The following is a 14971-nucleotide window of genomic DNA, read 5'->3' as shown; positions in this document are numbered from 1 at the left end:
CGAATGAACGCCTCTCACATTGCAACTCCACTGGCGGATACGGTCGTGCCGAGTCCCCGGACCGGCGCCGTCGCCGGCAGCTCCATGCGCCGCAAGAGAGTGCTGCTCCTTGGTGCCGGCTTCGGGACCGGCAACATGGGCGTCGGCGCGCTTGCTGCCGGCGCATTGACGATCGTCGCGCAGCGCTTCCCGCGGGCCGAGGTCCTGCTGCTGGACTACGGGCGCGAGGCCACCGTGGATCGCCCTCAGATCGGTGGCCGCGTCGTCGAGGTGCCGCTGATCAATCTGCGCTTCTCCTGGAAGCCGCATCTCCGCAACAACATCGCGCGCCTGTTGCTGGTAGCGGTGATTGCGCGCTGGTTCGGTCCGAAGATGCGTGCGCGCCTGATCGGCCGCAACCGCTGGCTGGCGTTGATCGACGATTGCGATCTGGCGCTGGCCGTCTCGGGCGGCGACAGCTTCAGCGACATCTACGGCCTGGGCCGATTCTTCTACGTGACGCTGCCGCAGTGGCTGATTCTCCTGCTCGGAAAGCCGCTGGTGCTGTTGCCGCAGACCATCGGACCGTTTCAGCGGCCCATGGTCCGAATGATGGCGCGTTCGTTGCTGCGTCGGGCGCAACTGGTCTATACGCGTGACGAGGGCGGAGTCACCGAGATCGGCCAGATCACAGACCACGCACGCTTCTGTCCCGACATGGGCTTCGTTCTCGAGCCTCGGGCGCCAGTCGCGCTCGACCTCGATGGTCTCGCTTGCGAGCGCTCGAGCGAGGATGGCCCGCTGGTCGGTCTCAACGTCAGCGGGCTGCTGATGATCGGCGGCTACAGCGGCAGCAACATGTTCGGTCTCGGCGTCGACTACGCAACGCTGGTCGAACGGCTGATCGCCCTGTTTATCGAACGCAGGCAGGCGCGCGTGTTGCTCGTCCCGCATGTATTCGGCGCGCACGACGAGTGCGACACCGCCGCCATCGAGGAAATCTACTCACGCCTCTGTGCGAGGTATCCGGGGCGGCTGTTCCGTGCGCGAGGCGTGTATGACCAGAGCGAGATCAAGCATGTGATCGGGTTGTGCGACATGTTCGTCGGCGCCCGGATGCACGCCTGCATCGCGGCTTTGTCGCAGGCGGTGCCGACCGTCGGGATCGCCTACAGCGACAAGTTCGCCGGCGTGTTCGACAGCGTTGGCGCCGGCGCCTTCGTTGCTGATCCGCGCCGGCAGTCGTTGTCCGCAATCGAGGAACTCGCCACACGCTGCTTCGATGAGCGCGAGACGCTTGCCGCTCAACTCGAGCTGGCGATACCTGCCGTGCGCGCACGCGTGCTTGGCCTGCTGGACTCCGTTGCATGAACCACTCGATCGCGATTCTTCCGACGTTGAATGACGCGACCGATGTCGCGCGCCATCGCATGTGCATCGGTTGCGGCGCGTGCGTGTCGGTCTGCCCGGAGAAGAAGCTGCAGATGGTTGATCTTCTCGACGATGGACTGCGGCCGGTGTCGACCGGCAACGGATGCGGCGACTGCACGGACTGCCTGACGGTCTGCCCGGGTATTGGCATCTCACATGCCAGCCAGCCGGCGACGGCGGGGTTCAACAAGGCGTTGGCGCCGAGTTGGGGGCCGGTGCTGGAAGTCTGGGAGGGGCACGCCGCCGATGCGGCGCTACGCCGCGACGGCTCGTCGGGCGGACTTGCCAGCGCACTTGCGCTGTACTGCGTCGAACGCGGTGGCATGCACGGCCTGGTGCATATCGGCAGTGACGAGAAGGCGCGCTGGCGCAACCGGACGCAGCTCAGTCGCACGCGCGATGAAGTTCTTGCCGCGACCGGATCGCGCTACGCGCCGGCGTCGCCCTGCGACCACCTCGAGTGGATCGAGGATGCACCGGCACCTTGTGTCTTCATCGGCAAGCCCTGCGACGTCGAAGCCGTGCGAAAGGCCGGAGCAATCCGGCCGCGCCTGGAGCGCAATCTCGGTCTCGCGATCGGGATCTTCTGCGCCGGAACTCCCAGCACGCAGGGCACGCTCGACCTGTTGCATGAGCATGGGCTCGACCCGGCCGAGGTCGAGGATGTGCGCTATCGCGGGCGTGGCTGGCCCGGAAGCTTCGCAGTTCGCCTCAAGCGGGAGCCGGAGGCCTGGCGGGATCTCGCGACCTATGCCGAGGCTTGGGGCTTTCTTCAGAAGTACCGGCCCTACCGCTGCCACCTTTGCCCCGATGGCACCAGCGAGTTCGCCGACATCGCATGCGGCGACCCCTGGTATCGCGAACTCGAGGACGATGAGCCGGGTCAGTCGCTCGTCGTCGTGCGCACGCAGCGCGGGCGCGAGATCGTGCGTGCGGCGATCGAGGCTGGCTACGTGCGACTCGAGCCGGTCCGGCCCGAGCTGTTGCAGATGTCGCAGCGCGAACTGCAACTCAAGCGCGGCGCCATCTGGGGGCGTATCTGGACGATGCGAGCGCTCGCCGTACCGGCGCCGCGCTTTGAAGGCTTCGCGCTGTTCCGCAACTGGCTGGCGATCCCGTGGCGCCACAAGCTGCGCTCCGTGATCGGCACGGCGCGTCGTGTGATCACGCGCCGCTACCACCGGCCGCTGGGCAGCCCCTGGCTGCGCAGCGAGGCTCCGACGCTGGGTGTCCAGGTTCCGCCTGTGCAGCGCTGAGCCGGCGTTGCGCGATGTGGTCGTGGTGCGCGCGCAAATGACTGGAGGGTCCTGCAGTCGTCGCTTGGCGACGACCGCATGACCCTCCTTGCTTGTCGATCGAGGCCGCGGCAGGTAGCTGCTGCGGTCCGAGCCTCAATGTGTCACTTGACCGTGAGGCTGGTCGGGGCCGGCAGCGTCACGACCGCGCCGCCGTACTCGTAGGCACCACGATCCCAGGTGCCGTCGGCGCCGCGCACGATGCCGTCACCGTCCTTGCCGTAGGGGGTCGCCGCGAGTGCGGTACCGGCGGGCGTCGCACTCTTCAGGCGGAAGTCCTTGCCCGTGATCGACTTGAACACGTCGCAGTTGGACGTGCAGACGGTCTTGGTCGATGTCGAATCCCCGTCCTGCTGGGTGTTGTAGTACCAGTTGTGGCTCATCGTGCCACTGAACGAGTTGTTCGTGCGAACGCTCCCGTACCAGATGTTGTTCTTGACCTCGTGCCCGGAGCCCTTCTGAATGACAACCCCGCTGTAACTGCCCTTCAGGTTCATGAAGGTGTTGTTGTAGACGAGGAAGTTGTTGCCTGTGTTGTTGTTGCTGGCGTCGTTGGCAATGAAGATGAAGCCGGCGACTCCGAAGTTGTGGCCCGACTTGCGGCCGGTATCCGCTGCGTACGCGGCCGAGTGGAACGCGACGTTGCCAAAAATCTTCCAGTTCGCAACGGTGCCACCGTTGAGGCCGGCAATGAACGCCGTTCCCTCGATGTCCTCCATCACGTTGTTGCTCCACGTGACGTCGGTGCTCTCTGTCATCGACAGCATCTCGCCATGGATTGCCGGCGTGCTTGTGTTGCGCGCGATGTAGCTGTGATCGACCAGCAGGTTCTTCCAGTTGCCGCGCATCAAGAAGATCGTGCGGTCGGAGTCGTGCAGCGCGCAGTATTGGAATGTGATGTTGCTGTTACCGGCCAAGCCGTAGATCACGTCGTCGCCGCTCCCGGTGTCGCGACCGCCGCCCTGGATGTCGATATAGCGGAACGTGAGGCTGTCGCCGCCAGTGCCGCTACCGTTGTCCAAGCGCACGGGAGAGCGACCGGCAACACGAATGCCGTACTGCGAGGTGGTGCCAAGGTGCCAGTCGCCGTTGCGGCGCTGCCCGTCGAACACGTAGTAGTCCGTGTAGATCTGCCAGTTGCTGAAGATGGCCTGGCCGTCGCCATAGGTGCTCGACCAGCCCGTGTCCGTGCCGTGGTCGGTCTCGGTCGCTTTTCTGATCGTGATGGCCGTTGTGCCGCTGTTGGCGTCGGAGAACGTACGGGAGCCGTAACTCCCATCCGCCAGGTAGTAGACGTCACCGCGCGTGAGGCTCGAAGGCAACGCGGTGTAGGCATTGGTCCAGTCGCTTCCGTTGTTGCTTCCCGTCGCGCCCGGGCGGACGTACTTCGTCGCTGCCTCAGCGGCGCCGGCAGTCAGGGTCACCGCAGCCATCAGCAACGGATAGAGAGTTCGGTTCATGGTTAGTTGCTTCACGTTCAAGACCCAGACTACGGAATCAGCTTGGTCGCTTCGTTGGAATAGGGACTTTCGTTACCAGCGGAGTCGACTGCGGTAACGGTGAAGTAGTAGGTACGACCGCCCTGAAGTGCGGTCACCGTGTACTGGGTGACATTGCCCACTGCGATGCCTGCTCCTCGTGCTTGCACGTAGGCCCCTGATGTCGCACCGTAGTACACACGGTAGCCGGTGACGGGCGCGCCAGTCGCGGCGTTCCATGTCAGAGCCGCAGTCGAAACAGCCGGAGCCGGAGCCGGAGCCGGAGCCGGAGCGGGTGCCGGAGCGGGTGCCGGAGCGGGTGCCGGAGCAGGTGCCGGAGCAGGTGCCGGAGCAGGTGCCGGAGCAGGTGCCGGAGCGGGTGCCGGAGCAGGTGCCGGAGCAGGTGCCGGAGCAGGTGCCGGAGCAGGTGCCGGAGCAGGTGCCGGAGCAGGTGCCGGAGCAGGTGCCGGAGCCGGAGCGGGTGCCGGAGCAGGTGCCGGAGCCGGAGCCGGAGCCGGAGCCGGAGCCGGAGCCGGAGCCGGAGCCGGAGCCGGAGCCGGAGCCGGAGCCGGAGCCGGAGCGGGTGCCGGAGCAGGTGCCGGAGCAGGTGCCGGAGCAGGTGCCGGAGCAGGTGCCGGAGCGGGTGCCGGAGCGGGTGCCGGAGCCGGGGTCACGACCTGCTCGCTGCCAACGACGTCCGTGCTTTCGTCGCCGCCGCCGCATCCGCTCAGCAACGCGACCGTCGACAGCAGTGCTGCCACGGCGGAGGACGAACGAGACTCAAAGGTCATGATCGGAAGAAGTGCGCGGAGCGGTGGACGTGATGCGGAACTGGCATACGGTCGCCCCCAACTTGAGGGCTACCGGTCGCAGTATTGCCGTGCAGTGCTCCAGGGCTGTAAGTGCCCGCCCCCGCTGGTAACCGTGTGTTTCCGGTGTTGGCGATTGCCCGACTTGCCGGCCGGCCAAGAAGCCGGGCCGAACTGCGACTTAATGCTCAATGCTGCGCTGCACCTGAGGGCGAGCGGCAGGTGGCGTAACTCGAAACGCGCTCAGCGCCTCCTGTTGCCAATTCACACCAGTCAGCTTGGCGAGCGTGTTGCATCAGCCCCTGCCGGGCCTTGATGGAATCAGGCATCGGCGCCCTTCGGTCGCGGGGGGCAAGTGTGGCCTACGGCAAACGCGACAGCATGTTCGAGCCCCTATCCTCTGCGAGAGAGTGCCGCGGATGGCACCACATGGGGGAGGTGGATCATGCCAATCGTCGCTGTTGTCGGGCTGGGCTACATCGGCCTGCCGCTCGTTGTGGAGTTCGGCAAGCTGGGTCGAACCATCGGCTTCGACATCCTGAAGCACAAGGTCGAGAAGTGCCGGGCCGGCACCGACCCGTCGCGCGAGATTCCGGACGCGGAGATGCAGCTCGCGACGCACGCGCTGTACACCGACGATCCGATGCTGCTCGGCGAGGCCGACATCATCATCGTCGCCGTGCCGACCCCGGTCGATGGAGCGCACATCCCTGATTTCGGACCGCTCGTTTCGGCCAGTCGCGCGATCGGCGCGCACATGAAGAAGGGCACGACGGTTGTCTACGAATCGACCGTCTACCCCGGAGCTACCGAAGAGGTCTGCATTCCCGTGCTGGAGCAGGCCTCGGGCATGAAATGGCGGCAGGACTTCTTTGTGGGCTACAGCCCCGAGCGCATCAATCCGGGTGATCGCGAGCACACGCTGACGACGGTAGTCAAGGTGGTGGCCGGCGACGGGCCAGAGACGCTCGAGCGGGTCGCCGCGCTGTACGAGCGCATCGTCAAGCCTGGCGTCCACCGGGTCAGTTGCATCAAGACGGCCGAAGCCTGCAAAGTGATCGAAAACACTCAGCGTGACCTCAACATCGCGCTGATGAACGAACTGGCCATCATCTTCGAGAAGGTCGGTATCGACACCACCGAGGTCCTCGATGCGGCTGGCACCAAGTGGAACTTCCTGAAGTACCGGCCAGGCTTGGTGGGTGGCCACTGCATCGGCGTCGACCCCTACTACCTGACGCACAAGGCGGTGATGCTCGGCTATCACCCGGAGGTGATCCTCGCCGGGCGCCGCATCAATGACGGCATGGGCAAGTTCGTTGCGGAGCAGACCGTCAAGCAGATGATCGCCTGCGGTGGCTACGTCAAGGGCTCAAGGGTCAACGTCCTTGGCCTGACCTTCAAGGAGGACTGCGCCGACCTGCGCAACAGCAAGGTGGTCGACATCATTGCCGAGCTGCGCAACTACGGGGTCGAGGTGTTCGTCCACGACGACGAGGCAGACCCCGTCGAGGCGATGCACGAATACGGCCTGCGCCTGCTGCCGTGGAATGAGCTGCCACGTGCCGACGCCATCGTTGCTGCGGTCGCCCACAAGAGCCTGCAGAAGCTCACGGTCGAAGACATCTCGCGCAAGATCGTCAAGGGCGGTGTCTTCGCCGACGTCAAGTCTCGCTTCCCTGCCGACGCACTGCGCGACGCCGGGCTGTGCGTCTGGCGGCTTTGAGTCGGCCCTGGTCGACCGCCAGCTGCAGAGCTGGTCTTGGCCGCGCTCAGGTCGGTACGGTCGCCGCGGTGCCGAGTTCGGCCTCGAGTTCGCGCGCGACTGTGTGCACCTGCCGATCGTCGATCACCGTCAGCGATTCCAGGTAGGCAGCCAGCAGCAGCCGAGTGCACAGCAGGTTGATCCGACGCGGAATGCCGCCGGTGAGCGCATGGATCTGCGCGAAGGCGGCACTCTCAAACTGCGGAAACTGGTCCCAGCCAACGCGTCGAAGCCGGTACTCGACGTAGGCGCGTGTCTCGGCGGCCGACAGGGGGCCGAGGTGGGTCGACGCAATCACGCGCTGGCGCAACTGCTCCATCACGCTCGACTGGAGCATCAGACGTAGCTCCGGCTGGCCGACCAGGAAGCTCTGCAGCAGCGCTTGGCTGCCGAACTGGAAGTTCGACAGCATCCGCAGTTCCTCGATCTCCTGGGCGCCGAGGTTCTGGGCCTCGTCGATCACCAGCAGCGCGCGCTTGCCGGCGACGGTGAGCGCAGTCAGGAAGGCTTCCAGCGTCGCGATCATCTGCGCCTTGGAGCTGCCCTGCAGCGGGACGCCGAATGCGGTCGCGATCGCCTGCAGCAGTTCGCCCGAGTTGAGCTGGGTGTTGACGATCTGGGCCGCAACGATCTGGGCCTGGTCGAGCCCCTGCAGCAGGGTGCGCACGAGGGTGGTCTTGCCGGCGCCGACCTCGCCGGTGATGACGATGAAGCCTTCGGCCTGGTAGACGCCAAACTTGAGGTAGGCCAGCGCCCTGCTGTGCCCTCGGCTCGCGTAGTAGCAGTCGGGGGCGGGGCTGAGCTGGAACGGCGGGCCACTGAAGCCGAAATGCGGCTCGAACATCCGTGTCCTAGAAGCGATGGTTGAGGCCGATGAGCGCAGCCGTCTCGGCGAAGCGATTCTCGCCGCCAATGTTGCTCCGGATGAGCCGCTGCTGTACACCTATCGAGCCCCAGGTCCGCGGAGCCAGTTGACGCGTGAGTGCCAGACGCAGATTCAGATCACTCGTTTCGTCGCCCGAGCGCGCCTCGAGGCCGTTGATCTGGGACCAGCGCAACAGAGCACTGGCCGACATCTGGCGATTCAGGCGCCGCACGAATTCGATGCTCGCGCCCGCCTGGCGGCTGTCGGCGTCGGCCACAAGGGTCGGCGCGGTCGATGCCTGGTCGCTGGTCTGGAGCAGTCGCAGTTGCTGGTAGTAGGCCGTCAGTGCCACCGTGGTACGTGTGCCGTGAAGCACCAGGGTGCCATTGCCACCGGTTTGCAGTTGCGGGTAGTCGGCAATGATGTAGATCGAGCTCGGGGGCTGCGACTCGAATCCGCGTTGCGCAGCCGTATCGCCGACGATCGGCGCCCGATCGGCTGGTTCCGGGTAGCGTGCCTTCAGGATGGAGTCGAGAAATGCCCCGAGATCGGCGCGACCAGAGATTGGCGTGGACAGCGTCGCGGCCGTGGTCGGCCCGCGAGAACCCTTGAGCGACAGTGCCATCAGCGGAGTGCGATAGCTCACCCCGAGTTCGCCGCCGACGCCGAAGAAGCGATGTTCGACGACCGCGAGCAATCGGGTACGGGGTCCGGGGGCCCAGTCGACGCGCAGGCCGTAGATCGTGTCGCGGGTGTCGGTCGAGAGGAACTTGCTGTGCTCGCGGCCGATCACCGCGCCGACGATCAGTTCGCCGTCGAAGGTGGCGCTGGCACGCACTCGCAGCGCATCGTTCGACAAGGCTTGGTTGTCGCCCACTTGGCCGAGGTTCTCGAGCCGTGATGCCTCGATGCCCCAGCCGAGCGGCAGCGGCTTGGATTCGTAACTCACCAAGGCGAGGCGTGACCTGGCGTCGACGAGGTCGTCGTCGAATGACCGTGTGCCGGACTCTTCGTAGAGTGCCAGCACCGAGGCGCGCGAGGAGATCTCGTAGTCGAGGTACGGCTTGATGCGGTAAGAGCCGGCGGTGGATTCATTGCCGGTGCTGCCTTCGACGACCCGGCCGCCATAGGGGTTCGACTCGACCTGGTTCACGCCAAGCCCTGCGTCGATGAACAGCAGACGTTCAACCAGCGTGGCTTGCACGTCGGCGTTGACCCCGGGCAGCGCGCGATTGGGTTGGGTGTCCCTGGCATAGCCGAGCAGGTCTACCCGGGCATCGAGATTGAGATCAAAGCGCGGTCCGCGTCCGACGAGCCGCAATCGCGGCTGGAGCCACCCGATCAGGTCGTTCTGCTCGGCGCCCTCGGGCGCCAGCGCGGCATTGCTGCTTGCCGTGAGGTTGGCACTGACGGCCGCCTCGGCTGACCAGGTCTGCGCGGTCGCATTGGCTGACCCCAGCGCTGTGACGCCGCCCAGCAAGGCAAGTAGCGCCGCCGTCGCGCAGGGGCGGCGACTCAGCTGGAAAGAAGCGGCCCCGGTGCGCCGGCGCATCTACGGCCCTACGGGCGTTGGACAACCGCCGCAGTTTCGGCAGGGGCCAGGGCGGGGGCCGGCGTAGCCGACGAGCTCAACCGTAGTAGTCGCCGTAGCCATAGCCGCCGATGCCTCCGCCACTGGTCTTGTTGAGTACCGCCAGCACGATCGGGCAGTGCTCAACTGCCGCGAAGGCCTGCGCCACCAGGTGCCGCGACGTGCGCCCGGCCTCGACCACCATCAGTACCTGCCCCATGCGCGCGGCCAAGGCTGCACCGGCGGCTGTCACCAGCAGCGGCGGAGCGTCGAAGATCACGACGCGGCCTGGATGGGCCTCGGTCAGCGCCAACAGCAATCGATCCATCCCGGTGCTTGACAGCAACTCCGCTGCGCGCGGATGGGCGGTGCCGGTGGGCAGGATCGAGAGCTTCGGCAGGTTGGTGGCGAGCACCAGTTGCGCGGGATCCAGATCGGGATCGGCCAAGGCATCGAGCAGGCCCCTCGCTTCGCGCCTCACACCGAGCCGGTCGAGCACGTTGGGGCGCAGGAAGTCGGCATCGACCAGAACGACCGAAGTGTCGATCTCCACCGCAAGGCTGAGCGCCAGATTGATGGCGCTGAAGGTCTTGCCTTCTCCGGGCACGGCGCTGGTGACGAGGATCAGCGCGGGACTGATTTCCGTTGGCTGCGGCGGCTGCGTCATGTTGCGCAGCAATGCGCGCTTCACGTGCCGCATTTCCTCGGCCAAGACCGAGCGCTTGGCGTCGGGTGTCAGGAAGCCGCCGCGCTGGAGTGCCTCAAGATCGATCTCGATCGTCGGTGCGGGCTCGAGCGGTGCCAGTCGTCGTGCTGCGCCGGGAAGGACGTGGACGCCTTCGGGTGACGCGGGAGGTTGCGCATCGTCGGCAACGCCACGGTGGACGCCGTTGGCGCCCGTCTCCTGGGCGACCCTTGCCTTGGACGTTGGAGCCGTGAGGCCGGTCTGTGCCCAGGGGACAGCCACGCCGGCCCGGCTCAACTCCTCCAGCCGCTTGGTTGCTTGCTCGATCAGGCTCATCGTCCGCCACTCATGTCATGCTTGACCGGGCCGCGATCCATATCACCCAACTGGCCTGCAGCGCCAGGAGCAACAGGGCTATGCCGCCCAGCTTGAACTTTTCGCGTCGCAGGAGCTGCTCGTCGCCGGCAGCCATGACCAGCGGGAGGTTGCCAACCACTGGCCGTCCCGTGGCCTCCCGCAAACTTCTGGCATCGCCGAATGACGGACGCAAGCGTTCAAGGATATGAGGGGCCAGCAATGCCGCCACGAGCGTTGCCGCCAGCGCTAGCAGTGCCAGCTGAAGTCGGTTGGGCGCCACCGCCGAACGAGACACCTTGGGCGGTTCGACGACACGGAAGTCCGCCAGTCGACTCGACTGCTCGAGCTTGGCGCCAAGCGAGGCCGATTCACGCCTGGCAACCAGCTGCTCGTAGTTCTTGCGGATCACCTCGTAGTCCCGATTGAGTTGGGCAAAGTCGGCTTCGATCTGCGGCACGCGGCCGGCCGCAGCACGCACCTGGTCGAGGAGTTGTTGCTCGGCGCCAACCCGTCCACGCAGATTGGCAACTGCGGCTTCGGTTTCGGCCAAGGCAACCCGAATCCGCTGGTAGACCGGGCTGGTCGCTGCGGCGCCCTTGCTGGAGAGGCCGTCGCGCCCAAGCTCCGCACGCTGCTTGGCTTCGAGCTCCACGAGCGTCTGGCGTGCGAAGACCACATCCGGGTGCTGATCGGTGTAGCGGCGCAGCAGATCGTCGAGTTGCTTGCGTTGGGCAGCGATTGCGCCGTCAGCGTCGGACGCTGTTGGCAACTGCGGGTTCTCTGCCGCCAGCTCGCGGCGATAGGCGTCGCGTGCCTGCTCGGCGGCGCGCAGGTCGGCTCGCAGCTTGTTGAGCGAATCCTGCATTGCCGAGATTCGGGTGAAATAGTCCTTGTCGGAAACGCCGGACATGCCGAAGTTGCGAAGCTTGAACTCCTTGAGTCGGCTCTCCGCTTCGATCAACTTCAGCTCATGTGCGCGGATCTGCTCGTCGATGAAACGGCTCGCATCCTCGGAGTCACGCTTCTTCTCGCCGGAGCTTTGCTCGAGGAAGAGATCGATGATCGCTGAGACGACCCGCTGCGCGCGCTGCGGATCTGCATCCCGGTAGCTGATCGTGTAGATGTTGCCGGAGTCGGCCGGTGTCAGTTTCAGCTGCGACATCACGCGGTCGATCACACGCTCCCGGTCTGCCGCTTCGGCGCCGAGGAGTGCGAACTCCGGACGTTGCAGCACACGCTCCACGTTAGGCCGCGTGATCAGCGTTCGAGCCATCATGCGCAGCTGTTGGTCAAAGTCGGGCTGCAGCGCGAGCCCCGCCATCAACGGCTTGAGCACGGTCTGCGTGTCGACATAGAAGCGCGCACTGGCCTCGTAGCGCTGCGGCACCAGGGGGATGATGATCGCGGCAAGCAGCGCAACGCTCCACGCGACTGCGACGGCAAGCCAGCGCCGCTGCCACACGCCGTGCAGCAAGGCACGGCCGGCGCCGAGCAGACCGTCATGGCTGGTGGTCGTCACCTCAACTCCCTCTCTGCTTCCTTGGCCATCACCGCAGCCTCGACCAGCCCAATCATGGCGCTCTTCGACGCTCGTGGCATCGCTCGACGATCGTGTTCAGAACCAGCCCTGCGGAATGATCACGATATCGCCGGGAAGTACCGCGGCATTGGCGGAAATATCGCCTCGTCGCAACAGATCCGCGAGTCGGATCGTGTACTGCTTGCCCCCTTCGGAGCCGCGCACAAGCACCGCCTTGTTGCCGTCGGCGAAGTCGGTCAGACCGCCGACCTGGATCAGCACGTCGAGGATCGTCATGTTCTGCCGGTACGGCACCGACTGAGGCTTGGCGGCCTCGCCGACGATCCTGATCTGATCCGAATACACACCTTGGAAGCCACCGACGATGATGCTGACCACGGGTTCACGGATCAGCTTGGCCAGTTGCGCCTCGACGTCACGCGACAGCTCGGCAGGCGACCTCCCGGCCGCCTGGATGTCTTCGACCAGCGGCATCGATGCATAGCCGTCGGGCCGCACGGTGACCGTCGTCGACAATTCGGGGTGACGCCAGACAACGATGTTGAGCGTGTCCAACGGCCCGATCTTGTAGCGCGGGTTCGGCTGGTCAACCAGCTTCGGCGCGGGCGGATAGGTGCTGGTCGTTCCGCAGGCGACGAGTGCAACTCCGATCGCGAGAGCGCACAGGCTTCGCAGCATGCATCTCGCAACGGTGTTCGTCGCCACCCGGTCTTGAATCGATGGTGCTGTCATGTGCGCCTCCGCTGCATCGGGCACGTCGTCTCCGAGCAAGTCCGACGGAGCCCGACAACGATGTTGTTGACTTGGGCACCGACCCTGAACCTGGCCTGGAGCGACGGCGTTCTGATCGAGCACTGCCGCGGCAAAGGCGGCTCACCCTCGAAGCACTCTACCTTTGAGGTGCGGGCTCCCGACCCCTGCAGGCAGGGGTCAAGCGTGCCCATGCGTTGCTTCGTTGCCAACGGCTACGGGCACACCCTGAGCCGACAAGCCTTGCCCGCTGGCCCCGGTCGGCTGCAACAGCAGATGACGTCCACTGAGGGGCCGTCGGGCGAGGTCGGCTGCGATCCGCTCGGCAGACTTGCCGTCCCACAACGGCGGCAGGTCTGCTGCCGAACCACCGTTGAACAGCAGGTTCCAGATGTCGCGGGTTGCTCGGTAAAGGCTGGAACTGCTCGGGCTGCGCCCGCGTGCGCTGGAAGGGGGTACGGCAAGGCGCGCGCTGGCCGTGCCAAGCACTCGCGCCGCCTGCTCGACGGCGACCGAGTCGGTCAGCACGCAGCGCGCGGTCCGAAGCAACTCGATGAAGGCCGGGTAGCCGAGCATCGGCATGCAGACGATGCGCTCCTTATCGATGGCTCTTTGCAGATCGAGCTCGACCAGCCGGCGCGCGAGCCGACGGTCGATCGGCCACAGCATGGCGATGTCGCGGCTGATCTCGCGCAGGATCGCAACCCGTTCGATGAACGCGTGCGCGTCGTTCAAGCTCGCAAGGTCGTGCATTGCCACCAGACCGAAGCCCGGCTGGACACCGAACGCCGCACCCCGGCGACCGCCGGCTGCCGACTCGGCCCAGTCCACGCCATTTGCCTGCAGCGCAAGTCGAACCGCATCGACCCGCAGGCTGCCGACGCAGACGACGCGAGACGGCGCCACACCGCGCAGTCGCAGTTCCACGGTTGCCGCGGAGTCTGGTGCGAAGTGCAGGTCGGCGAACTCGCCTGGTCCGGGTGCGGATTCGGCGTGGACGCCGCCGGCACTCGCACCGCTGTCGAAGCCAACGGTGCCGATGCCGATGACGGGCACCCCGAGCTGACGCGCGGACTCGACGCATGCGACGACGCCAGGCTCGTGGCCGCCGAAGACGATCAGCCCGCTGGGTTCGTGGCGCTCCGCTGCCGCCGCGAATCGACGAGCAAGCTCGGCGATGTCGAGTGCGGCGTCGTCGCCAGGCGCCGCCTCGGCGCCTAGATCGATGTGCTTCTCGACGCGATCGACGTCGGCAAACAGGCCGGCGTGCAGCGTCATTGCAGCCTTGGCGCCCAGGTGAAGCAGACGCGCCGGGGGCAGGCCGGCGCGCCCTCGCAGGGCACGGAGCAGCGGGGCGGCGAGCACATAGTCATCCGCCGACGCCACGGCGCACCACAGCGGCCCGGCCGTCGCCTTTGGTGCAGTCTGCGGCCACGCGGGAGGGCTGCTCGTCCTGGCCCGTGTGTACCGAACCAGCGGCAAGGCCTCCGCCGCGAGCGCACGAGTACGCTTCCTCGGGCGCGGCGCCTGGGGCGCACTCACCATGTCGAGCCCCGTCAGCTCGGCTTGCAACTCGGCGGCCACGCGGCTGACGAGCGCTGCGTCGATCGACGACCTCGACTCGAGTGCACAGGCCAGCAGCAAACGACTGAACAACACGTTGATCCGTCGAGGCACGCCGCCCGAACTGCGAAAGACTTCGTCGGCCGCGTCGGCGGCAAGACCCGGTTGACCAGACCAACCGACGCAACTCAGCCGATGGCGGATGTAGGCAGTCGTCTCGTCTTGCTGCAGCGGCCCGAGTTGATGCATCACCCCGAGCTTCGACGGAGAGGCGCCGGGCAATCCTGCCGCCAGCAGATGGTGCAGGGAGCCCTGACCGACGAGCAGGGCTTGGAAGGCACTGGGCGCCTGGGGGCGGCGACCGGCCAGCGCCCGCAGCGCGGCGAGCGCATCGGGCCGCAGATGCTGTGCTTCGTCGACGACCAGCAGCGCTCGGCGGCCCTGCGCTGCCAGGGCCTCGAACAGCTCTTCGAGGCCGCGACGGGCGGCGTCGGCACCTGCCTTGGCCTCGATCACGCCGAGGCCGATTCCCGCGCTACACAGCAACTCGTCTGCACTCAGTTGCGTACTGCAGAGTTGCACGATCGGACCGAGTTCGGGCGAGCGCTCCTGAAGCAACTTGCGCACGATCGTCGTCTTGCCGGCGCCGACTTCGCCGCCGAGCACTGCGAACCCGGAGTCGGCGGCGAGCGCTTGACGCAAGACCTCAAGGGCCTTGCGATGTGCGCGACCGTCGAAGTAGAACGCGGGATCGGGGCTGATCCTGAATGGGGCGCCGCTGAGGGCGAACTGGGCTTCGTACATGGACGCTCGTTGCAGCCTTGGGCTCCGGGTCATTCGCAATGGAACGCGCCCCCTTGGGGCGCGGATCGGCATCTCAGGTC

The 14971-nt window shown here is 66.2% G+C and carries 12 protein-coding genes; 4 read left to right on the top strand and 8 right to left on the bottom strand.

Annotated features, from left to right (window positions below; translation table 11 throughout):
* Positions 1-3: 3 nt before the first annotated feature.
* Positions 4-1350, top strand: coding sequence for a polysaccharide pyruvyl transferase family protein (locus EV670_RS07495; RefSeq protein WP_130431218.1), 1347 nt, complete (start codon positions 4-6; stop codon positions 1348-1350).
* Positions 1347-2666: a Coenzyme F420 hydrogenase/dehydrogenase, beta subunit C-terminal domain gene (locus tag EV670_RS07490; RefSeq protein WP_130431217.1), complete on the top strand. Its 1320-nt coding sequence runs from the start codon at positions 1347-1349 to the stop codon at positions 2664-2666. Before EV670_RS07495 ends, EV670_RS07490 begins: the two co-directional genes overlap by 4 nt.
* Before the next feature lie 143 nt (positions 2667-2809).
* On the opposite strand, the gene EV670_RS07485 is transcribed toward EV670_RS07490, so the two are convergent.
* Complete coding sequence (locus tag EV670_RS07485) at positions 2810-4165, bottom strand: hypothetical protein (protein ID WP_130431216.1); 1356 nt, start codon at positions 4163-4165, stop codon at positions 2810-2812.
* A 29-nt stretch (positions 4166-4194) separates the two neighbouring features.
* Entirely contained in the window at positions 4195-4383 is a 189-nt protein-coding gene (locus tag EV670_RS18990; protein WP_423213570.1) for a fibronectin type III domain-containing protein, read from the bottom strand.
* 38 nt (positions 4384-4421) lie between these two features.
* On the opposite strand from EV670_RS18990, the gene EV670_RS18810 reads away from it, so the two are divergent.
* Entirely contained in the window at positions 4422-4976 is a 555-nt protein-coding gene (locus EV670_RS18810; protein ID WP_242616875.1) for a hypothetical protein, read from the top strand.
* Positions 4977-5437: 461 nt separating this feature from the next.
* The gene (locus EV670_RS07475) at positions 5438-6718 is read left to right on the top strand and encodes a nucleotide sugar dehydrogenase (protein WP_130431214.1); all 1281 of its coding nucleotides are present in this window, start codon (positions 5438-5440) and stop codon (positions 6716-6718) included.
* Between the two features lie 46 nt (positions 6719-6764).
* Here EV670_RS07475 and EV670_RS07470 read toward each other — a convergent pair whose 3' ends face one another.
* The 6 genes from EV670_RS07470 to EV670_RS07445 form a co-directional block, all read right to left on the bottom strand.
* Positions 6765-7601 (bottom strand): XrtA/PEP-CTERM system-associated ATPase, encoded by an 837-nt coding sequence (locus tag EV670_RS07470; RefSeq protein ID WP_130431213.1) that lies wholly within the window; start codon positions 7599-7601, stop codon positions 6765-6767.
* A 7-nt stretch (positions 7602-7608) separates the two neighbouring features.
* Positions 7609-9174 (bottom strand): TIGR03016 family PEP-CTERM system-associated outer membrane protein, encoded by a 1566-nt coding sequence (locus tag EV670_RS07465; RefSeq protein ID WP_130431212.1) that lies wholly within the window; start codon positions 9172-9174, stop codon positions 7609-7611.
* A 76-nt stretch (positions 9175-9250) separates the two neighbouring features.
* The gene (locus EV670_RS07460; protein ID WP_130431211.1) at positions 9251-10213 is read right to left on the bottom strand and encodes a P-loop NTPase family protein; all 963 of its coding nucleotides are present in this window, start codon (positions 10211-10213) and stop codon (positions 9251-9253) included.
* A gap of 10 nt (positions 10214-10223) precedes the next feature.
* Positions 10224-11753, bottom strand: a complete 1530-nt coding sequence (locus EV670_RS07455; protein WP_130431210.1) for an XrtA system polysaccharide chain length determinant — start codon at positions 11751-11753, stop codon at positions 10224-10226.
* Positions 11754-11849: 96 nt separating this feature from the next.
* Positions 11850-12452, bottom strand: coding sequence for an XrtA/PEP-CTERM system exopolysaccharide export protein (locus tag EV670_RS07450; RefSeq protein WP_130431209.1), 603 nt, complete (start codon positions 12450-12452; stop codon positions 11850-11852).
* Between the two features lie 252 nt (positions 12453-12704).
* Positions 12705-14891 carry a UDP-N-acetylglucosamine 2-epimerase gene (locus EV670_RS07445; RefSeq protein WP_165393260.1) on the bottom strand — a complete coding sequence of 729 codons (2187 nt, stop codon included), beginning with the start codon at positions 14889-14891 and terminating at the stop codon, positions 12705-12707.
* Positions 14892-14971: the final 80 nt, after the last annotated feature.

Source organism: Rivibacter subsaxonicus, from assembly GCF_004217215.1.
Classification (GTDB): Bacteria; Pseudomonadota; Gammaproteobacteria; order Burkholderiales; family Burkholderiaceae_C; genus Rivibacter; species Rivibacter subsaxonicus.
Note: the sequence above shows the minus strand (reverse complement) of the source record. Positions and strands in the feature narration are given on the sequence as shown.

Bases quoted from the DNA above. Each gene is read 5' to 3' on its own strand.
- EV670_RS07495 (WP_130431218.1), top strand. From the start codon at position 4: ATGAACGCCTCTCACATTGCAACTCCACTGGCGGATACGGTCGTGCCG.
- EV670_RS18810 (WP_242616875.1), top strand. From the start codon at position 4,422: ATGTCAGAGCCGCAGTCGAAACAGCCGGAGCCGGAGCCGGAGCCGGAG.
- EV670_RS07485 (WP_130431216.1), bottom strand. From the start codon at position 4,165: ATGAACCGAACTCTCTATCCGTTGCTGATGGCTGCGGTGACCCTGACT.
- EV670_RS07470 (WP_130431213.1), bottom strand. From the start codon at position 7,601: ATGTTCGAGCCGCATTTCGGCTTCAGTGGCCCGCCGTTCCAGCTCAGC.
- EV670_RS07445 (WP_165393260.1), bottom strand. From the start codon at position 14,891: ATGTACGAAGCCCAGTTCGCCCTCAGCGGCGCCCCATTCAGGATCAGC.
- EV670_RS07460 (WP_130431211.1), bottom strand. From the start codon at position 10,213: ATGAGCCTGATCGAGCAAGCAACCAAGCGGCTGGAGGAGTTGAGCCGG.
- EV670_RS07490 (WP_130431217.1), top strand. From the start codon at position 1,347: ATGAACCACTCGATCGCGATTCTTCCGACGTTGAATGACGCGACCGAT.
- EV670_RS07465 (WP_130431212.1), bottom strand. From the start codon at position 9,174: ATGCGCCGGCGCACCGGGGCCGCTTCTTTCCAGCTGAGTCGCCGCCCC.
- EV670_RS07475 (WP_130431214.1), top strand. From the start codon at position 5,438: ATGCCAATCGTCGCTGTTGTCGGGCTGGGCTACATCGGCCTGCCGCTC.
- EV670_RS07450 (WP_130431209.1), bottom strand. From the start codon at position 12,452: ATGCTGCGAAGCCTGTGCGCTCTCGCGATCGGAGTTGCACTCGTCGCC.